The organism is Bacillus cereus group sp. Bc061 (assembly GCF_027715825.1).
Taxonomy (GTDB): Bacteria; Bacillota; Bacilli; order Bacillales; family Bacillaceae_G; genus Bacillus_A; species Bacillus_A paranthracis.
The window spans coordinates 71,227-96,631 of sequence record NZ_JAQFTZ010000011.1 but is presented as its reverse complement, the minus strand read 5'-3'; the positions used below and the strand labels follow the sequence as shown (position 1 = coordinate 96,631).

Sequence of the window (25,405 nt, the reverse complement as noted above, 5' to 3'; positions counted from 1 at the left end):
ACATTGGTGTAATCTTACAGAAAGTTATAGAACTACACGCAAAAGAACTTGGAAAGGTCTAAGTTCTTTTTTATCTCACTATTTGCCGGGCAGTAAGACCCCCACCTCAAAATTCAGCGGAAGCAAAGAAGTTAGGTGGGGGATCAACTGTCCGTAAAAGCCCGATTGGTGAGGGATGATTAAAGTTTCACTTTATTTGTTTCAAATTTGTGAAAGAAAGCCATATTGATTGAAATTAACTTTTTTATAATTTATTATATACCCATACAGGTATAGGTTTTTGTGAAGTTTGAGAAAATTAAATACTATGGAGGTTTAAAATATGTCCAGAAAAATAGTTGTAGTAGGCGGAGTTGCTGGCGGCGCATCAGTAGCTGCAAGGCTTCGTCGTTTAAGTGAGGAAGATGAAATTATTATGGTTGAACGCGGTGAATACATTTCATTCGCAAACTGTGGATTGCCATATTATATTGGCGGTGTCATTACAGAAAGACAAAAATTATTAGTACAAACTGTTGAAAGAATGTCGAAGCGTTTTAATTTAGATATACGTGTATTGAGTGAAGTAGTACAGATTAATAAAGAAGAGAAAACAATTACGATAAAGAATGTAACGACAAATGAAACATATAACGAGAAATATGATGTGTTAATTCTTTCACCAGGGGCAAAACCAATTGTTCCATCTATCCCGGGTATTGAAGAAGCGAAGGCACTGTTTACGTTACGAAATGTACCGGATACAGATCGTATTAAAGCATACGTTGATGAGCAGAAACCACGTCATGCGACGGTTATTGGTGGCGGATTTATTGGTGTGGAGATGGTTGAAAATTTAAGAGAACGTGGAATTGATGTTACTCTTGTAGAGATGGCAAATCAAGTGATGCCACCAATCGATTATGAAATGGCGGCATATGTGCATGAGCATCTTCAAAAACACGATGTTGAGCTCGTTTTTGAAGATGGTGTAGATACGTTAGAAGAGAACGGGACTGTTGTACGTTTAAAAAGTGGCTCAGTTATAAAAACAGATATGATTATTTTAGCAATTGGTGTACAACCAGAGAGTAGTTTAGCGAAGGATGCAGGATTAGCATTAGGAGTTAGAGGGACGATAAAAGTAAATGAGAAATTTCAAACGTCTGACCCACATATATATGCAATTGGTGATGCGATAGAAGTGAAAGATTTTGTTACAGAAATAGAAACGATGATTCCTTTAGCGTGGCCAGCTAATCGTCAAGGTCGTATGTTAGCAGATATTATTCATGGTCATACGGATTCTTTATATAAAGGTACGCTCGGAACTTCTGTAGCTAAAGTTTTTGCTCTAACAGTTGCTTCGACTGGAGTAAATGAGAAAATATTAAAACGATTAAATATACCCTATGAGGTAGTACATGTACAGGCAAATTCTCATGCGGGATACTACCCGAATGCTACGCCAGTGCTAATAAAATTAATTTTTAATAAAGATAGCGGAAAAATTTATGGAGCACAGGCGTTAGGACGTGACGGTGTAGATAAGCGTATGGATATTATCGCAACGGCAATAAAAGCAAATTTAACTGTACTTGATTTGCCAGATTTAGAATTATCATATGCCCCGCCATATTCTTCTGCAAAAGACCCAGTAAACATGGTAGGGTATGTGGCAAGTAATATAGTAGATGGTTTTGTGGACACAGTACAATGGCATGAAATAGATCGTATTGTTGAAAATGGTGGATATCTTATTGATGTTCGAGAGCCTAATGAACTCAAACAAGGAATGATTAAAGGCTCTGTTAATATTCCGTTAGATGAATTACGTGATCGTTTGGATGAAGTGCCAGTGGATAAAGATATATATATTACGTGTCAACTCGGTATGAGAGGATATGTTGCAGCGCGCATGTTAATGGAAAAAGGATATAAGGTAAAGAATGTAGATGGTGGTTTTAAATTGTATGGAACAGTATTACAGCCCTTTCCGAACGGGAAAGCCCATCGCCTTTAGGCATGGGATGAAAGTGAGGTTGGATACGGAGTACCACTAAAATCGCTAAGTTTGTGGTACTTTAAGTATCCAAAATATTGGTATCTTTTGTGGTGTAGTTTAAAAGTAAAACTGATACAATGTGAATATGATAAATGATTATAGAAGAACCAAAACAACTGTGTCATTAATTAACTACCATTTTGTGTTTTGCCCGCGATACAGAAGAAAGATTTTTCTTAACACAAAAGTAGAAGAACGTTTCAAAGAGTTGGTTCAAGAAATATGCGGAGAAATGGATGTTGCTATTGTCGCAATGGAATGCGACAAAAACCACGTTCACTTGTTCTTACATACACTACCAACACTTATCCCGCTGACACAATGGCGAAAATTAAAGGAGTGACATCGAAGCGTTTGAGAGGAGAGTTTCCTCATCTTCAACACTTGCCAAGTCTATGGACACGTTCCTATTTTGTTTCTACTGCTGGAAATGTATCGACTGAGACAATTAAACAGTATGTTGAAAATCAAAAGACGAGGGGGTGAAAATTGTGTCACAAACAATCACAGTCAAAGTTAAATTGCTTCCAACAAAAGAACAAATTCAGTTGTTGGAACAAAGTAGCTATGAGTATATCAAAGTCATTAATACACTTGTATCTGAAATGGCTGAAGCGAAGAAGAGCACTAAGAAAAGTACAAAAGATGTTGAAGCTAATCTTCCAAGCGCAGTGAAGAACCAAGCAATTAAAGACGCTAAAAGTGTGTTTTCTACAAAGGTGAAAAAAAGTAAATACAAAGTTATTCCGATTCTAAAGAGACCTGTTTGTGTATGGAACAATCAAAACTATTCGTTTGACTTCACGCACATTTCAGTTCCACTCATGGTAAATGGAAAATCAACTCGCTTAAAGGTTCGTGCTTTATTAACTGATAAATATAATCGCAATTTTAATTTGTTAACACACAAGCTAGGTACACTTCGCATCACGAAGAAATCTAATAAGTGGATTGCTCAAATATCTGTCACAATTCCTACAAATGAAAAAACAGGAACGAAGATTTTAGGGGTAGATTTAGGTCTTAAAGTCCCTGCGGTAGCCATCACAGACGATGATAAAGTTCGTTTCTTCGGCAATGGTAGACAAAACAAATATATGAAACGTAAGTTTCGTAGTGTTCGTAAGAAGTTAGGTGAAAATAAGAAATTAAATGCCATTCGACAACTTGATGATAAAGAACAAAGATGGATGCAAGACCAAGACCACAAAGTAAGTCGTGAAATCATTGACTTTGCAACCGATAATAACATTTCTGTTATTCGTTTAGAACAACTAACGAATATTAGACAGACGGCAAGAACAAGCCGTAAAAACGAGAAAAATCTACACACTTGGTCATTCTATCGTTTAGCACAATTCATTGAATACAAAGCGAATTTAGTTGGTATTAAGGTAGAATATGTGAACCCTGCTTATACAAGTCAAACATGTCCGAAATGTTCTGAAAAGAACAAAGCACCAGACAGAAAATACAAGTGCCGATGTGGATTTGAGAAACATCGTGATATTGTTGGGGCGATGAATATTCGCTACGCAACTGTGATTGATGGTAACAGTCAATCAGCCTAAGATGCTATACGCACTGTCTTAGGAGGGGCAATGAGATGCCCTCATCTTGAAGTCTGTTCAAAACAGAAATGGACTGCGAACGTTTAGTCATTCAAGAATCCCACCCGTCAATCCGTAAGGATTAGGGCTTGCGACTTTAGTCGTGGGAGTCTCAACAGAACGTATTGTATATTGATATTTTTTCATCTTCCACTTCAAAATTTGGTGGAAGATGAAAGCCTATAGATGAAGGTTTCGCTTTGTATTTTGTGAATGTATAAGGTAAAAGTTTAAAATAGGGGTTTACAAAATACCCTACAGGGTATAATATATTGTCATAAGCTATAAATGGTGACATAATGGTAATGAGGTGATTATACAATGGAATATAATCAAGACATGAAAAATAGATTAAAACGTATTGAAGGGCAAGTTCGTGGTGTGCTTCGTATGATGGAAGAAGGAAAAGATTGCCGAGAGGTTATTACACAGTTAACGGCATCTCGTTCTGCACTTGATCGTACAATTGGACTTGTTGTTGGAACGAATTTAGAGCAATGCTTGCGTGAACAGTTTGAAAGTGGTAATGGTTCAAATGAAGAGTTAATTAAAGAAGCTGTTCAATTACTTGTAAAAAGCCGATAATCTGTCAAACGTAAGTGTTGACAGATTTTCAAAAACATTTTAATATACCCCTACAGGTATATGTATATAAGTTATGGAGGAATCACTATGAGTATAAAAGTGGATATGAGTTTAGATTGTAAAGGGTTAGCTTGTCCGATGCCGATTGTGAAAACGAAGAAGGCGATAGAAGGATTGGCATCAGGACAAGTGATTGAAATTAAGGCAACAGATAAAGGATCTACAGTAGATATACAAAGCTGGGCAAATAAAGTAGGGCATCAATATATCGGGACGAAACAAGAGGGCGATGTTTTGATGCATTACATTAGGAAAGCACATGAGCATGAAGTGAACGAAGTAGCAAAGTATCCTCATACAATTACGAATACGGAGTTGGAAGAGATATTATTAAGCGATGAAGAGTGTATTGTATTAGATGTTCGAGAAGCAGCGGAATTCGCTTTTGGTCATATTCCATCGGCCATTTCGGTGCCGTTAGGAGAGTTAGACAGTGCAGTTTTAGATCAGACGAAACAAATTTATGTTGTTTGCCGAACTGGTAACCGTAGTGATGTAGCTTGCCATATGTTGAAAGAGAAAGGTTATGAAAATGTGAAAAATGTCATTCCAGGTATGTTAGAGTGGCAAGGGAATATAAAGAATTAAATTTTTTTAAATGTAAATATACCATAGGGGGTAAAAAGATGAGTGTTAAATCATTACAAGCAAAAGATGTTGCAGAGAAAGTTTTATTCGGAGAGTTGTTTATTTTAGATGTTCGTAATGAGACGGATTATGAAGATTGGAAAATTGAAGGGAAACAAATCTCATCTATAAATAAACCGTATTTTGATTTGTTAGATGGTGTAGATCATATTGTAAGTGAATTACCTAAAGATAAAGATGTTTTAGTAGTATGCGCAAAAGAAGGGTCTTCTATATTTGTGGCAGAGCAATTAACAGAGGCTGGATTAGAAAATATTTATTATTTAGCTGGTGGTATGAAGGCATGGAGTGAATATGTAAAGCCTGTAAAAGTTGGAGATTTAAAAAATGGCGGAAGTATGTATCAGTTTAACCGTCTTGGAAAAGGCTGTTTATCTTATATGGTCGTTTCAAACGGTGAAGCAGCAGTTATTGATGCAGTAAGAACAGTTGAAGCGTATGAAGAATTTGCGAAAGAGCATGCTGTTACGATTACGAATGTAATGGATACACATTTACATGCAGACCATATTTCTGGAGGACGTAAGTTAGCGGAAAAAGTAGGTGGTACGTATTGGTTACCGCCAAAAGATGCGGAGGAAGTTGTTTTCTCATACGAACCGCTTGTTGAAGGATCTGTTATTACGGTGGGAGGTACTAAAATTGAAATTGACGCATTATACTCACCAGGGCATACGATTGGAAGTACGTCATTTATTGTAGATGATTCCTATTTATTATCAGGCGATATTTTATTTGTAGATTCAATCGGGCGTCCAGATCTTGCTGGGAAAGCTGAAGATTGGGTAAGTGATTTACGTAATACTTTGTATAGCCGATATAAAGAACTATCTCAAAGTTTAATTGTGTTACCGGCTCATTATTCAAAAATAAGTGAAATGGACGAAAGTGGTATTGTTAGTGCAAAATTAAAAGATTTATTTGAGCATAATGCAGGTTTAAATATTGAGGATGAGGGAGGGTTCCGTAAAGTTGTAACAGAGAATTTACCACCTCAACCGAATGCATATCAAGAAATTCGTCAAACAAATATGGGACAATTAAATCCAAATGAAGACGAAGAGCGTGAAATGGAGATTGGTCCAAACCGTTGTGCTGTTCATAATTAATTCGGTTTCAAATGAAATAAACACAGGAGGTATATGAAATGAATGCCAAGCAAGTATTAGATGTAAAAGGATTAGCGTGTCCAATGCCAATTGTAAAAACAAAGAAGGCAATGGAAGCATTACAATCAGGAGAAGTGTTAGAAGTACACGTAACAGATAAAGGTGCGATTAAAGATATTCCAGCATGGTCACAAACAGGCGGTCATGAAGTGTTAAAGCATACAGAAGAAAAAGGCGAATTAAAGTTCTGGATTAAGAAGGCTTAATGATAAAAACAGGAGGTATATGAGATGAATGTAAAGCAAGTATTAGATGTAAAAGGATTAGCGTGTCCAATGCCAATTATAAAAACAAAGAAGGCAATGGAAGCATTACAATCAGGAGAAGTGTTAGAAGTACACGTAACAGATAAAGGTGCGATTAAAGATATTCCAGCATGGTCACAAACAGGCGGTCATGAAGTGTTAAAACACACGGAAGAAGATGGTGAATTAAAGTTCTGGATCAAGAAAGCATAGCATTTCAATAATAGGCGGAGGAGCAAATCATCTGCTTATTATTGAAAGTAAAGAGGATAATCATATATGTTCTATATAGTTATACCCCTAATAGTATTGGTGCTGGGAAGTTTAGTAAAACGTTACATTCCCGTTTTAAATGTTGCATATATTTCGTTAGAACAAGTAAGGAAAATTGAAAGTGTTATTGTAGATGTACGAAATTATACAGAGAGCGACAGTGATAACAATTCTAGAATTATGTGTATACCATATGCGTATTTAAAACGGTATTATCATGAAATACCAAATAAGCCTTTGCATCTTATTGTTCATAATAAAGTGGATCGGAATTTAAGTATACGCTTTTTAAGAAAGAAGGGGTTCCATATTCAAAGTTATAGTATGTATTTGGATAGGAAAAAAGTATAGAAGGAGTTTGAATAGCTTTATGGATGTGAAGACAATATTGAATATAATCTTAATTGTACTTGTATCGTGGTTTATTATTTCTCGATTCTTACCAGCTAGAGGAGTAAAAAACATTTCAGGAAAAGAATTAAAACGTATGATGGGACAAAATAATAAACAATTTATTGATGTGCGAACAGCTGGTGAGTATAGAGGGAACAATATTAAAGGGTTTCGGAATATCCCATTAAATGAACTAGCTAATAAGGCGCAACAATTAGATAAACAGAAAGAAGTTATTGTTCTTTGTCAAAGTGGAATGAGAAGTAAGCAGGCTGCAAAAGTATTAAAAAAATTAGGATTTCAGCACGTTATCAATGTTTCAGGCGGTATGAATGGTTTGTGAGGAGGAAATGTAAATGAAAGAAATGACAGCAAAAGAATTAGAAGAAAAATTGGTACGTAAAGAAGCAGTAAATATCGTAGATGTACGTGAAGTAGAAGAAGTAGCTGAAGGGAAAATTCCAGAAGCGTGTAACATTCCACTAGGATTATTGGAGTTTCGTATGCATGAGTTGGATAAAAAGAAAGAGTATATTATCGTTTGTCGTTCTGGCGGAAGAAGTGCACGAGCTGTTCAATTTTTAGAGAGCTACGGTTTTCAAGCAATCAATATGGTAGGTGGTATGTTAGCGTGGGAAGGTAAAGTAGAATAGGGTGAAACAATTTTTTATAAAAATAAAAATACCCCTATAGGTAATTGGAGGGAAAACAACATGGAACAACAGAAGAAAACAACAATCGTTTTATTTAGCGGAGATTATGATAAAGCGATGGCTGCTTATATTATTGCAAATGGTGCAGCGGCGTATGATCAAGAGGTAACTATTTTTCATACTTTCTGGGGATTAAATGCTTTAAGGAAAGATGAACATGTAGAGGTAAAGAAAACTTTCATAGAAAAAATGTTTGGAAAGATGATGCCACGCGGCGCTGATAAGATGGGATTATCTAAAATGAATTTTGCTGGTATGGGACCAAAGATGATTAAAGGTATTATGAAAAAACATAATGCGATGCCGTTACCAGATTTAATTGATTTGGCGAAAGAACAGGGGATTAAACTTGTAGCTTGTCAAATGACAGTAGATTTATTAGGGTTAAAAGAGGAAGAGATTATGGAAGGGGTAGAGTTTGCAGGAGTAGGAGCTTATTTAGCAGATGCTTCGGATGGGAATGTAAACTTATTCATTTAAATCACCTTCTTTTTAGAAGGCGGGGGATATAAGGTGAGTTTAGTCGTATTACTTTTTATAATTGGGTTTATAGGATCGTTTATATCAGGAATGGTTGGAATTGGCGGTGCGATTATTAATTATCCGATGATCTTATACATTCCGGTATTGCTAGGATTTACTGGCTATACTGCACATGAAGTGAGTGGTATTACAGCGGTGCAAGTATTCTTTGCAACTTTTGCAGGGGCATGGGCTTATCGGAAAAGTAATGATATGGATAAAACGCTCGTTGTGTATATGGGAGCTAGTATATTAATAGGAAGTTTCATAGGTAGTTTTGGTGCTAATGCATTGGAGGAACATACGGTCAATGTTGTTTATGCAGCGTTAGCAACAATTGCTGCTATTATGATGTTCGTACCGAAACGAAATAATGGTGATGAAGTGAAATATAATAAATGGTTAGCAAGCTTGTTGGCCTTTATTGTAGGCGGAGCATCAGGCATTATAGGTGCTGGAGGCTCGTTCCTTTTAGTTCCGATTATGCTAGTTATTTTAAAATTGCCGATACGTACAACGATAGCAACATCTATCGCTATTACGTTTATTTCTTCAGTAGGGATTACAACTGGAAAAGTAATAACTGGACAAGTAGTTGTAATTCCAGCTCTTATTATTGCGATTGCAAGTATCTTTGCAGCGCCGCTTGGAGCGCGAGTAGGGAAAAAGATCAATCAAAAAGCACTGCAATATATGTTATCGATTTTGATTGTAGGTACAGCTATTAAGATGTGGATTGATATGATATTGAAATAAAAGGATGGCGCTGCTTGCAGCCCATCCTTTTATTTATGCCCAAATCACTTTCATTAAGTTTTTATATTCGTCATTTGCTAATTTATATAGCATTCTCGTATGTTCAAAGACAAGTGCTGGATTAAAGTTTGGCTCTGAGAATGCAAGAGATGTTGAAATATCAATTGCATTTTGCTTGTTTAATGTGAATTTTGCAAATCGATAAGATGTATTTAATTCATTAATGGTATGTAAAACATCATTTGTTGCTGCTTCATTAGGTACGTGAGCAACATTGAAGCAGTATATATCTACAGTAGGATGTTCGTTTTGGAAAGCAGCGATAAGTTGAATTTTTGCGCCAGCTTCTGTCTCTAATCCTACTGAAAAATGAACAGAACCATCATTTTCATCTATATTTTCTTCCATGTATATATCGTTTGACTTTAAGTAGTCTTTAAAATCTGAGATGTTATGTTTTACTGCAGCTTTCATATGTATGAGCCCCCTGATAATTGGAATAGATTGCTACTATTTATTATAATTTAAAAATATTAAAAAAGATAGTTAGAAAGTTCTGATTTTTAATTGTGACGGAATAAAAAGAAGCAGTACTCTACCTCCATAGAGAACTGCTTCTTTATTATTCATTGTCGTTAGACGATGTTTCTGTATCTTCATTGCTATTTTTATTTTTCATTTCATTGTTACTTGATTCGCGTTCACTTGTATTTTCAGACTTAGATTCTTTTGTTTTCTCTGTACTTGTTTTTTTCGAATCAGAGTCTGTTTTTGTATATGCAGGTAATCCAAGATGAGTACGAAGATCGTTTGTAACCTTTGCTAATTCTTTTTTATCTGGATTGTAGTAATACGTTCGGCCGCCACCAGCGGATTTGCTACATGTATCGTCCCCTTTTTCCATATAGCAGTCGTCACCTTGAATTTGTAATTTCTCGATTTCTGAATCCGATCCGTACTTATAGAATGAAAGCATATCATCAAATGTTAAGTTTGTAACGAATTGTCCGTTAATATCATCAATGATGTTGCCAACTTTTGTTACAGAACCAACACTTGTTAGTTTCTTTAAAATAGCCTCGATAACGAGTTGTTGACGTTGTCCACGCATTGCATCACTATCGATGTGTCTTGTCCTAGCAAGAGCAAGAGCTTCTTCGCCATTTAACTTTTGAACACCTTTTTCTAGGTGAATTGCCTCTGCATTATCATTGCTATCTTGCTCAGTAAATTCAACTGGTACATCAACTTCAATACCGCCCAAGTCATCGACGATTTTTATAAATGATTTAAAGTTAAATTTCACAAAATAATCGACAGGAACATTCATTAATTTTTCAACTGCATCAATGCTTGCTTGTGGTCCACCATTTTTTCCATTTTTAGCAGAACCGAATGCATGAGCGTGTGTAATTTTATCTTTTTTCTTTTCTATTGGAATATAAGTATATGTGTCACGTGGGATACTTAATAGTTTTACAGTTTTGCTATCTTTATTAAACGTTGCAAGCAATAGCGCATCTGTTCTAATAGCTTCACCATATTCTTTTCCTCGGACATCGCTTTCATCAACACCCATTACTAAGACAGATACATTGTTTGTAATAGGTTTTACAGCTCTATCACGTAAATCAGATTTATCACCGCGCGCTAAATCATGTGCGGCATTTCGAACAGCAGAAGATGCTTTATTTACTAAAAACCAAGTATAACCGCCGCCTATTAATAAAACGAATAGTATAGCGCTTATAATAACTTTTATTTTTTTCTTATTTTTTTTCGGGTTACTGCGTGTATTTTCTTGCAAAGATGGGTTTTGCTCCATTTCCTGTACTCCTTCATTTGGATTGAAATACGACACTCATATCCACTTATTATAATGAAATTTAGCGAAAAAAAACATTACAAATCATTTACATTTCGTAAAAATTCAATTTATTTATAAAAAGTCAGATATTCTATATTTTATTTTTCAGATGTAGAATAAGTATAAGGTTTTTTAGTAGAAATGAAAATATGTATTGTGAGAAAGTAATAGAGAAGTAAGATTTGTTGAAATATAGCCAAGAAGAAATGAATAGGTCTACTTGTTTCTTCTATATAATAAAGAAGAATTTGACGGATAAAGGAGAGAACATAATGAATCATACATCATTCCGAGCAATCGTTGTGAACGAAACAGAAAATAAGCAGTTTGTAAGAAACGTTGTCGAGAGAGAAGTAAGTAGTTTACCTGAAGGGGACGTATTCATACAGGTTCATTATTCTTCACTAAATTATAAAGACGCTCTTTCAGCCACTGGTAATAAAGGTGTTACGAGAACATATCCTCATACGCCAGGAATTGATGCAGCAGGAGTGGTTGTGAGTAGTAAAGATGCTACCATTAAGGCGGGAGATCAAGTCATTGTAACGGGATATGATTTAGGGATGAATACTTCTGGTGGTTTCGGAGAATATATTCGCGTGCCGGCGTCTTGGGTTGTCCCTTTACCAGAGGGAATGTCATTAAAGGAAAGTATGATGTACGGGACAGCCGGTTTTACCGCCGCTTTATCAGTATATAAACTTATTAGAGCAGGAGTAATGCCTAGTATGGGAGATGTACTAGTAACGGGTGCTACAGGTGGTGTAGGAAGTGTAGCTGTTAGTATTTTAAGTAAGTTAGGGTTTAGCGTAGTAGGAGCGACAGGAAAAATGGAAGAGGAAGAGATGCTACTACGTCTAGGAGCGAAAAAGGTGATTCATCGCGCAGAATTGAATGATGAATCAGGAAGACCAATGCTTAAAGGAATATACGCCGGAGTTATCGATACTGTAGGTGGGCATATGTTAGAAACAGTTTTAAAAACGGTAAAGTATGGCGGGTGCATAACGACATGCGGTAATGTGGCAGGCCATGAATTACAAACAACGGTATATCCGTTTATTTTGCGAGGCATAAGCCTGTTAGGAGTAGATTCTGTACAGTGCCCAGTAGATGTGAGAAGAGATGTATGGACGCTCCTAGCAAATGAATGGGAAAACAAAGAGTTACTATTTTATACAGAAGAATGTACATTAGAAGAATTAGATGAGAAGTTTACACTTATATTGCAAGGAAAGTTAAAAGGTAGAACGGTTGTAAATATGAAATGAAAAAAGAGACGCTCATGTTAGCGTCTCTTTCCTATTATAATGATTGTTTTAAATGGACTTTACCTTGTTCACCTAAAACACCATCAGCGATATTTACAGCGTGATCGCCAATGCGCTCTAAGTTACTTACCATATCAACGAAGATGATACTTGCATCACCTGAACAGCTACGTTCGTTCAGACGTAATACGTGACGTTTACGAAGAACACGTTCCATTTGGTCGATTTTACGTTCTTTTGCAATAACTGTTTGAGCTAGTTCAGTATCGAAGTTTGTTAAAGCTTCAACTGCGTCTTGTAATGTTGAAATCGTTAACTCAAGCATTTCATTTAATTCAGCTAGTGCTTCGTTTGATAGGGAAACACGGTTTGAAATTTGGAAATCAACAAGTTCTACAAGGTTTTCTACATGATCACCGACACGTTCAATATCGCCAACGACACCTGCTAAAACGGAATGTTTTTCAGAATCTGTAGGTGAAAGCGGCTTTTCTGATAGTAAAACTAAATACTCGGTAATTTTTTTATCTAAGTTGTTAATAGCTCCTTCTAATTGAGTAGCCATGTCAGCGTGTTTTTTATCTTGTGTGTTTAAAAATTGGTTTGCTTCTTTTAATCCATGTAATGAAAACTCAGCCATACGAATAATCTCTTTTTGTGCTTCAGTTAAAGCAATAGCTGGAGATTGTTCAATAAAGATTGGATTTAAATGTTGCGGTTTGAAATCGATAGCAGCATCTTCCCCGCGAATAATTTTCGTTACAATCCATGCTAATACAGCGATGAATGGGAACTGAATAATTGTATTCGTTACGTTAAATGTTCCGTGTGCAAATGCAATTGTCATCTCTGGATTTAAGTTTAATGACGTTTGGAAGTATTGAATTAAATTTGTAAAAGGTATTAATAAAATTGTAAAGATGATTGTACCGACAATATTAAAGATAACGTGAACTAATGCTGCGCGTCTTGCAGCAATTGAAGTACCGATTGCTGCTAATACAGCTGTAATTGTTGTACCGATGTTATCACCAAACAATACAGGAAGGGCAGCTTGTAAATCGATTGCACCTTGACCGAATAGTTCTTGTAAAATACCGATTGTTGCACTTGAGCTTTGTACAATTAAAGTGAAGACTGTACCAACAACAATACCTAAAATTGGATTATCACTCATGCTAACCGTTAATTCTTGGAATGATTCTAAAGAGCGAAGAGGCTTCATACCTGTGCTCATTAGTTCTAAACCGAAGAATAACATACCAAAACCGAATATAACTTGACCTAAAGAATGTACTTTTTTATTTTTAAAGAAGAATAGTAAGATAGCTCCAACTGCCATAATTGGAAGAGCATATTCTCCGATTTTAATTCCAATAATAAATGCAGTAACTGTCGTACCGATGTTCGCACCCATAATAACACCGATTGCTTGTCTTAATGTCATAAACCCAGCACTTACAAGTCCGACTGTTAAAGCGGTTGTTCCTGAACTTGATTGGATTAATACGGTAACTAACATACCTGCTAGTACACCCATCAGTGGGTTTGTTGTAAAGCGATCTAGAATATCACGAAGACGATCTCCAGCAGCTTGTTGCAGTCCATCGCCCATGTATTTAATTCCGAATAAGAAAATACCTAATCCACCAATGAACTGGAAGATCATATCTTGAACATTGTATTCCACGCATTCCACTCCTTAAATTTCATGTACGATGTAATTATTAACTAAACCGTGAGCCACTGTAAACGATTTATCAGTAAAATTTACACTAAATTTACAAAGGGATAAAAAGTTTACAATTCTTTAAAGAAACAGCTGTATTTTATTGGTTTTTATCTTTTGTAAATCGTATTTTTGTAAAGAAATCACACTCTTTAGAATAGTTTTTTTCATTTGTATATGAAGGAAAGCGTCTGTGAGTTCATCGTATATTTTTTGATGAAAGGTAAAAAAATATGTAGGAAAATGCATGTAGTTTTATAAAGTCAAAAATACGTAAAAAAGCCACTGGAATTATCCAGCAGCTTTTTCCGTATTTTTATCACCATGCTTTTGTTTTTTTACACTTGTAATGTAAATGAACAGGAAAGCAATAAGTAGTAGAGAGGAATAACGATATACAGTTGCGTAGTTTGTAAAATGTGCAATGAATCCAAAAATAATCGCGCCAGCACCAATTCCAAGGTCAAATGCTGAGAAGAATGTAGCTGTTGCGACTCCTCGTCGGTGCGGTGCTACTCGGTCAATCATCCACGCTTGTAGTGCAGGTTGAATCGCTCCGAAACCACTTCCGTAGCATGCTGCTGCAATAATTAAGCTTGGAATGGTAGTTGTATACGACAATAAAATAATCCCTGTAAACGTAATAATAACTCCTGGAATAATTACGAAGGAATGACCTTTTGCATCATATAACTTTCCGGAAAATGGACGAGTAACAGCGATTGCAAGTGCATTAAATAAGAAGAAGAGGCTTATATCAGCAATGCCGACTTCCGTAGCAAATAACGTAATAAAGCTTCCGATTCCCCCGTACATTAATGTAATACATAATATTAATAATGAAGGAAGTAAAGCTTTGCGCTCAATAAATCCATCGAGAAAGGTACCAGATGTTTGCTGTGGTGATTGCGGCGATTTTTTGATTTGAAGTAGTTTCGTTAATATTAATGAAACAATTGTACAGGAAAGTGCACATAAAAAAAGAATCGTGAAGTTATATGTTTGCATAAGCCAAAGTCCGATAAGTGGACCGAGCGCCATTGCAATCGTTCCAGAAAGACCGAAATATCCCATGCCTTCACCGCGGCGAGCTTGCGGAATTAAATCGGAAACGACAGTTCCATATGTAGTCGTTGTAATACCAAAACCAGCTCCGTGTAAAATTCGAACGGCAAGCAATAGGAAAACAGTTGAAGCGAAAAGATAACTACCCATAGCGAGTAAACAAATAGCAGTACCGATCATTAAAATGATTTTTTTGCTGAATTTTTGCAAGGCATTTCCAGTTAGCGGTCTAACAAAAAGTGCCGCAACAGTAAACATACCGACAACAAATCCAATATTGGAACTTGTACCTCCAATTTCTTTCACATAAACAGGTAAAGTCGGAATTAACATTTGAAATCCTAAAAACATACATAAGTTTGCTAGAATTAGCGCAACAAATTCTTTCGTCCATAACGGTTCTCGTTTTACGAGTATTGCTTCTCCCATATATTCATCCCCTATATAAAAAATTTCTCTTTTCTTTCGAGTATATGTATTGGCCAATGAAACAGTCAAGGAAGGTGCCTTGAAAACGTACAACAATTTTCGAGGTAAAAAACTGACAAATTTGTGGAAAGACTACACAACTATGAAAAAAAGATGTAAAGTATAGATGTATAGACTGGTAGTTGTTATGAATGATAGAAATTGTTTTTTCTTTAAAGAAAGCGGATTCAAAAAGTAGTGAATGAGAAGGGGATATATACTTTTTCGCTACATATATTTGAAAAGGTTTACAATATGATGAAGAAAGAGGCGTGTACATATGAGACGATTAGGTATTTCTATTTATCCAGAACATTCAACAGTAGAGAAAGATAAAGAGTATTTAACATTAGCAAGTAAATACGGATTTACTCGTGTATTTACATGTTTATTATCTGTAGATGGTGAAAAAGAGAAAATTATAGAAGAGTTTAAAGAAACGATTTCTCATGCAAATGCATTAGGATTCCAAGTGTTAGTTGATATTAGTCCAGCTGTTTTTGAGCAATTAGGTATTTCATATAACGATTTATCGTTTTTCCATGAACTAGGTGCGTACGGTATTCGTTTAGATGTTGGCTTCTCAGGATTAGAAGAATCAATTATGACGTACAATCCGTATGGCTTAAAAATTGAGATCAATATGAGTAACGGTACGAAGTATGTAGATAACATTATGAGTCATAGACCAAATCGCGAAAATTTAATTGGTTGCCATAATTTTTATCCGCATCGTTATTCCGGATTATCATATGATCATTTTATGAAATGCTCGAAACAATTTAAAGATTACGGTATGAGAACGGCTGCTTTTATTTCATCATTTGATGCAACATATGGACCTTGGCCAGTAACAGAAGGATTATGTACGTTAGAGCAGCATCGTGAATTACCAATGACAACACAAGCGAAGCATTTATTTGCAACAGAATTAATTGATGATGTTATTATTGCGAATGCTTATGCATCAGAAGTAGAATTACAAGCACTAGGTGCATTAAATAAAGAGAAACAAACATTTGATATAGAGTTATATGATACAACGACAGAACTAGAAAAAATTATCGTATTAGACGAACCTCATTTTTATCGCGGGGATGTATCTGAATATATGATTCGCTCTACACAAAGCCGTGTGAAATATAAAAAAGAAGAGTTTAAACCTCATCATACACGTGAAATTAAGCGCGGCGATCTTCTAATTGATAATGAGCAATATGGCCAATATAAAGGTGAATTGCAAATTGCATTAAAAGATATGGTGAATACAGGAAAAACAAATGTAGTTGGTCGAATTGTAGAAGAAGAGATTTTCTTATTAGATTATTTGCAAGCATGGGATAAATTCGGATTTACATTAAAGAAATAGATAAAATAAAAGGGAAAAACTACTGATTTCAGCAGCTTTTTCCTTTTTATATATAAATTGCGAGAGGAAGAGCTATGACAAAGGTGCATCAGCGATTAGTTTCTATTTTAGAGGAGTTTTTAGAAGAGAAATCGATGTTAAATCGAGCTTTTTTAGCGAGCCGTTTACATGTATCAACGAAGACGATTCAAAAAGATATAAAATTATTAAATGATATATTGGAAGAAAATGGAGCGAAAATTGAATCGCAAAGAGGGACTGGATACGAACTAGAAATTATACAAGCGAAGAAGTTTGAAGAGTTTTGCGTGAGTCTATTTCAAAAACAGACGGAAAAGATCCCAACTTCTTACGAAGAAAGGATAGCTTACATTCTACAACGTATTTTAACGACAGATGGGTATGTGAAGCTTTCACAGTTAGCAGAGGAGATTTATGTAAGTAAATCGACTGTAAATTTAATTATGAAAGATGTGACAGATATATGTGGTCGCTATCAATTACAAATTGAAAAGAGACCGTATTATGGTATACGTATTGTCGGAGAGGAGTTTCATATTCGTTCTTGTTTATCACAATATGGTTTACCGCGTTATGACCATACTCCGTTTCATGAGCAATTTGAGCAGAATGATACATACTTATCGCTACCTCATATACCGCTTATCCGTTCGATTATATTAAAGTATATCGAAGGAGGAACGATATACTTATCAGATATAGAAATTGATAATTTAGTCATTCATATTGCAATTGCATTAAAGCGTTGTGAAGATCAACATTATATGAAAGGACTACATGTAGAGCAAGCTGAACTTATAATAAAGAAAGAATACACAATTGCGAAAGAGATTTTAGGGGATTTAGAGAAAGAGTTGCATCTTTCATTTCCAGAAGAAGAAGTTTTATATGTGACGATGCATTTATTAAGTACTGCTGTTACAGCGAAAGATCGTTATGAAAATGTGGAAGAACTATTAGGAAAAGATCTATATGCATTCATGCAACATATTCTTTTTAAAGTAGCGGAAGAACGGAATCTTATTTTTTATTATGATGAAGAATTATTATTTGGGTTTGGTGTTCATTTAAAAACGTTATTAAATCGTTTGAAGTATAAGTTAAATACGAGAAATCCTCTTTTGGCAGAAGTGAAAAAGAATTATCCGTATGCTTTTGAAATTGCGGTTCTCGTTGGAGATATAATTGGTGAATATACGGGAGAATCGATTCCGGAAAGTGAAATTGGTTATATTGCGATTCACTTCGGCGGAGCGATGAGCCGTTTACAGGAACAGAATCAAAAGAAAAGATGTTTATTAGTTTGTGCAACTGGTCAAGGAAGTGCCCAACTATTGAAATATAAAATTCTATCACAGTTCCGAGATAAATTAGAGATTGTGGGAATTACCGGTTATTATCAATTGAAAGTAGAAGATCTCTACAAAGAAAAGATAGATTGTATTATTAGTACGATTCATATACCAAGTGGTTTACCTGTGCCTGTTATAAAAGTAAACTCAATATTTGATGATAAAGAGATTAAGTCAATTGGTCAGCAGTTATTTACGCATGTGAATACTAGTGTACAGCAATATATGAAGGAAGATTTAATCTTTTTAAATCACAATGCTTCTACGAAGGAAGAGGTTATCCGATTTTTATGTGAGAAAGCTGCTGAGAAAAACTATGTACCAGAACACTTTTATGACTCTGTTATGGAAAGAGAGAATACATCTCCTACAGCGGTTGGAAATTTAGTTGCGATTCCACATCCGATGCAGTTATTAAGTGAGAAAACATTTTTGATGTTTTGTACACTTAATAAAGCGGTTGACTGGGGAGATAAGAAAGTACAAGTTATTATTTTATTTAGTGTAAAGCGCAATAATAATGAAGATTTACAAAAGCTTTATGATTTTTTATATGATATTATGTCTAATCAAAATACGATAGAGAAATTAGCTCAGGCTGAAGTGGTTGAAGATTTTCAAGAGATATTATTATCGTTATAAGAGAAGTATATAAAAACTTCCGTTACACAACGGAAGTTTTTTATGTTTAATTGTATGCGTTTTCATAATAAGATAACAATATAGAAAAAAGATGGCTTGGGGGAATTTAAAATGACTGATATGCAAACTCCATTTGCGTTAATTTTACATGGTGGCAACGCGAGAAGCGCGGCACTTGAAGCAATCGCTTTTGCAAGACAGGGAGATTTTGAGAATGCGAGTGAAAAGATGAAACTTGCTAGGGAAGAAATTTCAGCAGCTCATCGTATTCAAACAGACTTAATTCAAGAAGAAGCAAGAGGAAATCATGCAGAAATCAGTTTACTGTTAGTGCATGCACAAGATCATTTAATGAATGCAATTACAGTGAAAGAACTTGCTGAAGAATTTATCACTCTTCATAAACGAATAGAAGAGAAAGTGACAGTATAAGATGTACATTTTATTATGTTGTGCAGCAGGCATGTCAACGAGTATGGTTGTAAGAAAAATGCAAGAAGAGGCAATGAAACAAGGGAAGGATTATAAAATTAAAGCAGTTGATTCAGAACTTGTGAAACTGGAAATAAAAAATGCTGATGTTGTTTTAATTGGGCCACAGGTGAAATATTTATTTCCAGCCGTAGAGTTTCTTGCAAATTCATACAATATACCAGTTGCGATTATAGACCAACGAGATTATGGCATGTGTGATGGTTTGAAAGTATTGAAACAAGCAGAACAATTAGTTTTAGCATAATTATATTTTTTTAAATATAAACATTATAATGTTATAACTTTATTTCATTCTTTCATAGAAAAGAGAAAGAGGAGGGGTTTTGATGAATGGCTTTATGAGTTTTATGGAACAAAAGATTATGCCAACAACACAAAAGATTGCCGGACAGCGACATTTATTAGCAATTCGAAACGGGGTTATTTCTACATTACCGTTAACGATTGTCGGATCATTTTTCGTTATCTTTTTAAACTTACCAATTGATGCATATATGGAATGGATTGCACCGTTTCGCCATATTTTAGATATTCCATTCCGATTTACAGTAGGACTAATGGCGTTATACGCAGCATTTGGGGTAGGCGCTTCGCTCGCGAATTTTTATCAGCTCAATCAGTTAAGTGCAGGGTTATTATCTGTACTCGCCTTTTTACTAGCATCAGTTGAACCCATTCAAATTACGAAAGCCGTACCAGGTGTTATTGATGCAGGTAGATACATTTCAGTAGGAACATTAAGTGCAACATCTTTATTCGGCGCAATTGTTACAGCTTTAATTGCAGTAGAAATTTATCACTTTATGATTAAGCATAATATCTCAATTAAATTACCAGATAGTGTACCACCAGCAGTTTCAAATTCGTTTGCAGCATTAATTCCAACGTTAGCAGTTATTCTTTTATTCTGGGGCATTCGCTACGGTTTGAAATTTGATGTAAATACAACAATCACATATTTAATCGCACCACTAAAATCAGTATTAGTAGGAAATAATTTATTCGGCGGTTTATTAACAGTATTCTTAATCGTATTCTTCTGGTCATTCGGTATACATGGCCCTGCGATTTTAGGACCGATCATTCGTCCAATGTGGGATTCTGCAATTCTTGAAAATATGGAAGTATTCACAGCTACAGGAAATGCACATCAATTACCAAACTTATTTACAGAGCAATTTATTCAATGGTTCGTATGGATTGGTGGATCAGGCTCAACGTTAGCTTTAGTAATTATGTTTATGTTCTCTAAATCTAAGTTCTTAAAAGAGTTAGGTAGATTATCATTCGTGCCAGGCTTATTCAATATTAACGAACCAATTATTTTCGGGGCACCAATTGTAATGAACCCAATCTTAATTATTCCGTTCGTTATTACACCGTTAGTGACAACGACAGTATCATATTTCGCAGTTGTTTCAGGTATGATTCCGATGATGATGGCGAAACTGCCATTTACGATGTTAGCACCAATTGCAGCGATTATTAGTACGGACTGGACAATTATGGCTGGTGTACTTGTACTTGTTAACTTTGTTATCTCATTCGTTATTTACTATCCGTTCTTCAAAATGTATGAGAAACAACAATTAGCAGGAGAGGAGAAAACAGAATGCTCGGAGCAATTATCATCTTAATTACATTTGTAGCGGGGCAGTGTATTGCACATTATTCAAAATGGGTACAAAGTAAATCTTTATTAGTTTTACTACTAGTATCAATTGTATTTATCGGTAGTTCAATGGGTGCCTATGTAATGCTAAGCTTACAATCACCGTACGTAATTATTGTACCAACGATTTTATGTGCAACATGTTTATCTGCAAAATATAGATTTACGAGCATGGCATTAATACAACGTGTGAAGGAGATGCAAAAGCATGGAGCGTAAATTAGGAATTTCACTTTATCCAGAGCATTCAACGAAAGAAAAAGATATGGCATACATTTCGGCAGCGGCACGCCACGGTTTTTCAAGAATATTCACTTGTTTATTGTCTGTGAATCGTCCGAAAGAAGAGATTGTAGCTGAATTTAAAGAAATTATTCATCACGCAAAAGATAACAATATGGAAGTGATTTTAGATGTAGCTCCGGCTGTCTTTGATCAGCTCGGTATTAGTTATAGTGATCTATCATTTTTCGCAGAGTTAGGTGCAGACGGTATTCGATTAGATTTAGGGTTTGACGGATTAACTGAAGCGAAAATGACGAATAATCCGTACGGCTTAAAAATTGAGCTGAACGTAAGTAATGATATTGCGTACTTAGAAAATATTCTTTCGCATCAAGCGAATAAGTCAGCTTTAATCGGTTGTCATAACTTCTATCCGCAAAAATTTACTGGACTTCCGTATGACTATTTCATTCGCTGTAGTGAACGCTTTAAAAAGTATGGTATTCGCACAGCAGCATTTATTACGTCACATGCAGGTGACATCGGTCCATGGGATATTAATGACGGATTATGTACGTTAGAACAGCATCGTAATTTACCAATTGAAGTACAAGCAAAACATTTATGGGCAACAGGGTTAATTGATGATGTGATTATAGGAAATGCTTATGCGAGTGAAGAAGAGTTAGAGAAACTAGGAAACTTAAATCGTTACATGTTACAGCTGAAAGTAAACTTTGTAGACGAGGCGACTGAAGTAGAGAAGAGAGCTACGCTGCAAGAATTACACGTAAGACGCGGTGACATAACAGAATATATGGTACGTTCTACAGAAGTACGTAAAAAGTACAAAGACTATGACTTCCCGGTGCGCGAAAGTGTACGACAGGAAAGAGGGCAAGTTGTGATTGGTAACAACTCATTTGGTAAGTATAAAGGCGAATTACAAATCATTCTAAAAGAAATGCCGATAGATGAACGAAAAAATATTGTCGGTACAATTGCAGAAGAAGAGTTATTCTTACTAGATTATGTAGGAGCTTGGACGCAGTTTACTTGTGTGGAATAGGGGAGAGAAGGAGAGGATGCTGTGGCATCCTCTTTTTTCTGTTGAAATGGTAGTCTATCGTATATAGAATTGGACGGGAGTGAAGGAGAAAGAATGTAAGAATCATAAAAAAAGAGTCAGCCTCAATGAGACTGACTCTTTTTTTACAAACTAGTTTAATACTTTAACTGTAACTGTTTTACGTCCCCAGTTACTAGATGTGCCTTTATCTGGCATTAAAACGTCGATTTTATTTCCTTTAATAGCTCCACCAGTATCACCAGCGATTGCTACTCCGTAACCTTCAACCCATACTTTTGAACCTAATGGAATGACACTTGGGTCAACTGCAATAAGTTTCATATTTGGATTAGCTGTTAAGTTGTGACCTAAAGCTGATTTTACTTGGTCGCCTGCTTTATAACCATTTTCAAGTGGATCTGCTGTGTAAGCTGTTGCTACAACGCGTAACTCACGAGAAGATGATGGTGCACTTGTTTCAGTTTCTTTTGCAACAGGTTGTTGTGTAGCTGGTTTTTGAGCTTTAGCCGCTTCACGAGCTTTAGCTGCTTCTTGAGCTTTAGCTGCTTCACGAGCTTCAGCTGCTGCTTGAGCTTTAGCTGCTTCACGAGCTTTAGCTGCCTCTTGAGCTTTAGCCGCTGCTTGAGCTTCAGCTGCTGCTTGAGCTTTAGCTGCTTCACGAGCTTCAGCTGCTTCTTGAGCCTTAGCTTCTGCTTGAGCTTCAGCTGCTTCTTGAGCTTTAGCTTCTGCCTGAGCTTTAGCTGTCTCTTGAGCCTTAGCTGCTTCACGAGCTTTAGCTGCTGCTTGAGCTTCAGCTGCTTCGCGAGCTTTAGTTGCTTCCTCCGCTTTAGCTTTTGCTTGCGTTTCAGCTACTTCACGAGCTTTAGTTGTTGCCACGGCTTTAGCTGTGTCTTGAACTGTAGTTGTTTTTTCAGCTTTAACTATTGGTTGAACTTTAACTGGAGCTTTACCTGTTAAGTAAGGAACGTGAACGTAAGCTGTTTTTCCGTTATATTCAAATTGGATCCAACCATTTTCAACTTGGTGTGTTGTTTCGATTACGTCATCTTGTTTCAATTTCCCAAGAATCTCTGAGTCTGTGTTTGCACCAGCACGTACGTTTAATACGTTAGCTGTTACGTAGTAAGTGTCTTTTGTGTAGTCAGCGCTAATGAAAGCCTCCTTACCGCTATTCAATTTCACTTTTGACCATCCGTTTTCTGTATGTAAAACGTTAACTTTATATCCATCTAATAATTTTCCTACAACTTTTGATTCAGTAGTTGGGTTTTCTCGTACATTTAGTACATCAGTCGTTACGATTGTTTCTGCTTTAGCAGATGTTGTGAAAATCCCAAGACCAAAAACCGCTGCTGTTGCTATACCCATAAATTTTTTCATAATAGCCTCCATTGCATTTGTTTTCGTTGACCTCATTATAGCAACCATTATTTTCTTATTTGCGAAAAACATAAAATTACAAAGCTTTCGTAACGGGTCATTAATATTTTGTAATAATTCCAGTAATATCCTAAAAGCGCTTTCTTATAGTTTTTAGGGGAGGTTAGAGCATATGATGCATAAAAAAGGTAGTATTTCAATTTCTGATAGGTTAATAGTATTTCTATAGTATTACGTAATTATTTCGTAATCATTACAAAAATGGCGTATTTTGCTGTCGGAACAGAAAAGTAGTTATGTAAAAATAACTATTTTAGTTGTGGAGAAATAAAAATGAGGTGAAATTTAATAAAATATCGCTATAATTGTTACAAAATAAGTCGAGGGATGGAAAAAATTACGCCTTGATTTTCGACTTTCACATAGTATTTTTGCAATAATAGGATTCTATAATAGATTTAGTAGATTAAAATAATGAAAGATGTTTATAACGTGAAACATATATAATAGAAGAAACATGATTTAATAGATAAACAAAAACGTAGGAGTATATACTCCTACGTTTTTGTTTATTCATATCGTAAACATTCAATTGGATCCAGTTTTGCAGCTTTGTTAGCTGGTAGTAGACCGAATATAATACCGATTAACATGGAGATACCTACTGCAAGAAGTCCAAGTTCTTTTGAGACAACGAGTGGCCATCCAGCAAAGATGGAGACGATCCAAGCGAAGAAGATACCGAGCATGAAACCGATGAAACCACCGAGTCCTGTTAAAATACAAGATTCAATTAAGAATTGTGTTAATACTTTACCACGCGTTGCACCAAGAGCTTTACGAATACCGATCTCACGTGTACGCTCTGTTACAGATACAAGCATAATGTTCATTACACCGATACCACCAACAAGTAAGGAGATAGCGGCAATACCACCGAATACCATTTTCATCATACCGATTGATTCATCTAATTGCTTCGTAAATTCACCTAAGTCTTGTGCTTCGAATTTGTGCTCAAATTTAGGAGCTTTCATTTCGTTTAAAACAGAAACGGCTTGTTTTTCTACACTTTTACGTTCGGCCGGAGAGGTCATTGTTAATCTTACAGAGTCATACTCAGTTACTCCTGAAATGACAGGCGCGTTTTCAAGTGATGTATAACCCTCAGGCATAGGCATTCCAAAGTCATTTTTCGTTTCGTATACACCGACTATTTTATACGGCTTTCCTTTTATATCTGCGTATTGATTTGATTCCCAACCACTAAATAATTTGTTGAAAGCTTCTTCATTTAATATAACAGCAGGGATTGCTTGGTTTAGCTCACTGTCGTTTAATTCACGACCGTGAACTAATTTTATCTTCGAATCTGTCATAAAGGCGCCTGTTCCGCCTTTTAAATCAAGATTTACATCTTTTGAACCAGCAGATGCTTTTACTTTCATACTTACATCTGGATATACATCTTTAACGCCTGGTACAGTTTGCAGTCGGTTTAGCATATCAGCTGTAATTTTGGCATTATCTGTTCCATAGTCAGGATTGTTGTAGTAAATCGTTACTTCGTTATCTTTCCCTTGGCCTAACTCTTTTTTAAACTTTGCGTTTGTACCATCACCCATTGAAATGATAGTAATAATGGCACTAATACCGATAATAATACCTAACATCGTTAAAATAGAACGCATTTTATGAGCAAAGATAGAGGAAAGGGCCATGCGTATATTTTCACTCGTGT

General features: G+C 35.7%; 26 protein-coding genes and 1 pseudogene. 21 read left to right on the top strand and 6 right to left on the bottom strand.

What is annotated here, in order from left to right; translation table 11 throughout:
* Positions 1 to 322 precede the first annotated feature (322 nt).
* The 13 genes and pseudogenes from cdr (at position 323) to PDQ40_RS24070 (ending at position 9,018) form a co-directional block, all read left to right on the top strand.
* Positions 323 to 2,002, top strand: a complete 1,680-nt coding sequence (gene cdr, locus PDQ40_RS24125; protein ID WP_270691704.1) for a CoA-disulfide reductase — start codon at positions 323 to 325, stop codon at positions 2,000 to 2,002.
* A 127-nt stretch (positions 2,003 to 2,129) separates the two neighbouring features.
* Positions 2,130 to 2,530, top strand: a pseudogene (tnpA, locus tag PDQ40_RS24120) (IS200/IS605 family transposase).
* A gap of 5 nt (positions 2,531 to 2,535) precedes the next feature.
* Complete coding sequence (locus tag PDQ40_RS24115) at positions 2,536 to 3,615, top strand: RNA-guided endonuclease TnpB family protein (protein ID WP_014893289.1); 1,080 nt, start codon at positions 2,536 to 2,538, stop codon at positions 3,613 to 3,615.
* 360 nt (positions 3,616 to 3,975) lie between these two features.
* On the top strand, positions 3,976 to 4,239 hold the full coding sequence (locus PDQ40_RS24110) for a metal-sensitive transcriptional regulator (protein WP_000456206.1): 264 nt from the start codon (positions 3,976 to 3,978) through the stop codon (positions 4,237 to 4,239).
* A gap of 87 nt (positions 4,240 to 4,326) precedes the next feature.
* On the top strand, positions 4,327 to 4,887 hold the full coding sequence (locus tag PDQ40_RS24105; RefSeq protein ID WP_000023963.1) for a sulfurtransferase TusA family protein: 561 nt from the start codon (positions 4,327 to 4,329) through the stop codon (positions 4,885 to 4,887).
* 38 nt (positions 4,888 to 4,925) lie between these two features.
* Positions 4,926 to 6,056 (top strand): MBL fold metallo-hydrolase, encoded by a 1,131-nt coding sequence (locus tag PDQ40_RS24100; protein WP_270691703.1) that lies wholly within the window; start codon positions 4,926 to 4,928, stop codon positions 6,054 to 6,056.
* Positions 6,057 to 6,094: 38 nt separating this feature from the next.
* Positions 6,095 to 6,322 (top strand): sulfurtransferase TusA family protein, encoded by a 228-nt coding sequence (locus PDQ40_RS24095; RefSeq protein ID WP_000992270.1) that lies wholly within the window; start codon positions 6,095 to 6,097, stop codon positions 6,320 to 6,322.
* A 24-nt stretch (positions 6,323 to 6,346) separates the two neighbouring features.
* Positions 6,347 to 6,574, top strand: coding sequence for a sulfurtransferase TusA family protein (locus tag PDQ40_RS24090; RefSeq protein ID WP_270691702.1), 228 nt, complete (start codon positions 6,347 to 6,349; stop codon positions 6,572 to 6,574).
* A gap of 66 nt (positions 6,575 to 6,640) precedes the next feature.
* A complete protein-coding gene (locus PDQ40_RS28150; RefSeq protein ID WP_000499413.1) occupies positions 6,641 to 6,985 on the top strand; it encodes a hypothetical protein in 345 nt (114 codons plus the stop codon).
* Positions 6,986 to 7,004: 19 nt separating this feature from the next.
* Positions 7,005 to 7,370, top strand: coding sequence for a rhodanese-like domain-containing protein (locus tag PDQ40_RS24085; RefSeq protein WP_000382692.1), 366 nt, complete (start codon positions 7,005 to 7,007; stop codon positions 7,368 to 7,370).
* A 13-nt stretch (positions 7,371 to 7,383) separates the two neighbouring features.
* On the top strand, positions 7,384 to 7,680 hold the full coding sequence (locus tag PDQ40_RS24080; protein ID WP_000661803.1) for a rhodanese-like domain-containing protein: 297 nt from the start codon (positions 7,384 to 7,386) through the stop codon (positions 7,678 to 7,680).
* Positions 7,681 to 7,740: 60 nt separating this feature from the next.
* Entirely contained in the window at positions 7,741 to 8,220 is a 480-nt protein-coding gene (locus PDQ40_RS24075; RefSeq protein WP_000437719.1) for a DsrE/DsrF/DrsH-like family protein, read from the top strand.
* Between the two features lie 33 nt (positions 8,221 to 8,253).
* Complete coding sequence (locus PDQ40_RS24070) at positions 8,254 to 9,018, top strand: sulfite exporter TauE/SafE family protein (RefSeq protein WP_000060727.1); 765 nt, start codon at positions 8,254 to 8,256, stop codon at positions 9,016 to 9,018.
* 33 nt (positions 9,019 to 9,051) lie between these two features.
* On the opposite strand, the gene PDQ40_RS24065 is transcribed toward PDQ40_RS24070, so the two are convergent.
* Together PDQ40_RS24065 and PDQ40_RS24060 are read right to left on the bottom strand one after the other, a co-directional pair.
* Complete coding sequence (locus tag PDQ40_RS24065) at positions 9,052 to 9,492, bottom strand: YbjN domain-containing protein (RefSeq protein ID WP_000642365.1); 441 nt, start codon at positions 9,490 to 9,492, stop codon at positions 9,052 to 9,054.
* Positions 9,493 to 9,640: 148 nt separating this feature from the next.
* Complete coding sequence (locus PDQ40_RS24060; RefSeq protein ID WP_000437431.1) at positions 9,641 to 10,843, bottom strand: LCP family protein; 1,203 nt, start codon at positions 10,841 to 10,843, stop codon at positions 9,641 to 9,643.
* A 314-nt stretch (positions 10,844 to 11,157) separates the two neighbouring features.
* Here PDQ40_RS24060 and PDQ40_RS24055 point away from each other — a divergent pair, with 314 nt between their 5' ends.
* Positions 11,158 to 12,156: a YhdH/YhfP family quinone oxidoreductase gene (locus tag PDQ40_RS24055; protein ID WP_270691701.1), complete on the top strand. Its 999-nt coding sequence runs from the start codon at positions 11,158 to 11,160 to the stop codon at positions 12,154 to 12,156.
* Positions 12,157 to 12,190: 34 nt separating this feature from the next.
* On the opposite strand, the gene PDQ40_RS24050 is transcribed toward PDQ40_RS24055, so the two are convergent.
* Both PDQ40_RS24050 and PDQ40_RS24045 read right to left on the bottom strand, forming a co-directional pair.
* Positions 12,191 to 13,846 (bottom strand): Na/Pi cotransporter family protein, encoded by a 1,656-nt coding sequence (locus PDQ40_RS24050; RefSeq protein ID WP_000456257.1) that lies wholly within the window; start codon positions 13,844 to 13,846, stop codon positions 12,191 to 12,193.
* Between the two features lie 330 nt (positions 13,847 to 14,176).
* A complete protein-coding gene (locus PDQ40_RS24045; protein ID WP_000503265.1) occupies positions 14,177 to 15,379 on the bottom strand; it encodes an MFS transporter in 1,203 nt (400 codons plus the stop codon).
* A 319-nt stretch (positions 15,380 to 15,698) separates the two neighbouring features.
* Here PDQ40_RS24045 and PDQ40_RS24040 point away from each other — a divergent pair, with 319 nt between their 5' ends.
* From PDQ40_RS24040 to PDQ40_RS24010, 7 genes are all read left to right on the top strand, one after another.
* The gene (locus PDQ40_RS24040; protein WP_001253343.1) at positions 15,699 to 16,787 is read left to right on the top strand and encodes a DUF871 domain-containing protein; all 1,089 of its coding nucleotides are present in this window, start codon (positions 15,699 to 15,701) and stop codon (positions 16,785 to 16,787) included.
* A gap of 74 nt (positions 16,788 to 16,861) precedes the next feature.
* The gene (locus PDQ40_RS24035; RefSeq protein WP_214328608.1) at positions 16,862 to 18,802 is read left to right on the top strand and encodes a BglG family transcription antiterminator; all 1,941 of its coding nucleotides are present in this window, start codon (positions 16,862 to 16,864) and stop codon (positions 18,800 to 18,802) included.
* A gap of 111 nt (positions 18,803 to 18,913) precedes the next feature.
* Positions 18,914 to 19,234, top strand: a complete 321-nt coding sequence (locus PDQ40_RS24030) for a PTS lactose/cellobiose transporter subunit IIA (RefSeq protein WP_270691700.1) — start codon at positions 18,914 to 18,916, stop codon at positions 19,232 to 19,234.
* Position 19,235: 1 nt separating this feature from the next.
* A complete protein-coding gene (locus tag PDQ40_RS24025) occupies positions 19,236 to 19,541 on the top strand; it encodes a PTS sugar transporter subunit IIB (protein ID WP_000275647.1) in 306 nt (101 codons plus the stop codon).
* Positions 19,542 to 19,623: 82 nt separating this feature from the next.
* Entirely contained in the window at positions 19,624 to 20,934 is a 1,311-nt protein-coding gene (locus PDQ40_RS24020) for a PTS sugar transporter subunit IIC (protein WP_001013054.1), read from the top strand.
* A complete protein-coding gene (locus tag PDQ40_RS24015; RefSeq protein ID WP_000900037.1) occupies positions 20,910 to 21,188 on the top strand; it encodes a hypothetical protein in 279 nt (92 codons plus the stop codon). Before PDQ40_RS24020 ends, PDQ40_RS24015 begins: the two co-directional genes overlap by 25 nt.
* Positions 21,178 to 22,263: a DUF871 domain-containing protein gene (locus PDQ40_RS24010; RefSeq protein WP_000440034.1), complete on the top strand. Its 1,086-nt coding sequence runs from the start codon at positions 21,178 to 21,180 to the stop codon at positions 22,261 to 22,263. The genes PDQ40_RS24015 and PDQ40_RS24010 overlap by 11 nt, the downstream gene beginning before the upstream one ends.
* Before the next feature lie 150 nt (positions 22,264 to 22,413).
* Here the strand turns inward: PDQ40_RS24010 and entC are convergent, their stop codons facing one another.
* Both entC and PDQ40_RS24000 read right to left on the bottom strand, forming a co-directional pair.
* Positions 22,414 to 23,787 carry a cell wall-binding protein EntC gene (gene entC, locus PDQ40_RS24005; RefSeq protein WP_270691710.1) on the bottom strand — a complete coding sequence of 458 codons (1,374 nt, stop codon included), beginning with the start codon at positions 23,785 to 23,787 and terminating at the stop codon, positions 22,414 to 22,416.
* 446 nt (positions 23,788 to 24,233) lie between these two features.
* A complete protein-coding gene (locus tag PDQ40_RS24000) occupies positions 24,234 to 25,385 on the bottom strand; it encodes an ABC transporter permease (protein WP_001996759.1) in 1,152 nt (383 codons plus the stop codon).
* Positions 25,386 to 25,405 lie beyond the last annotated feature (20 nt).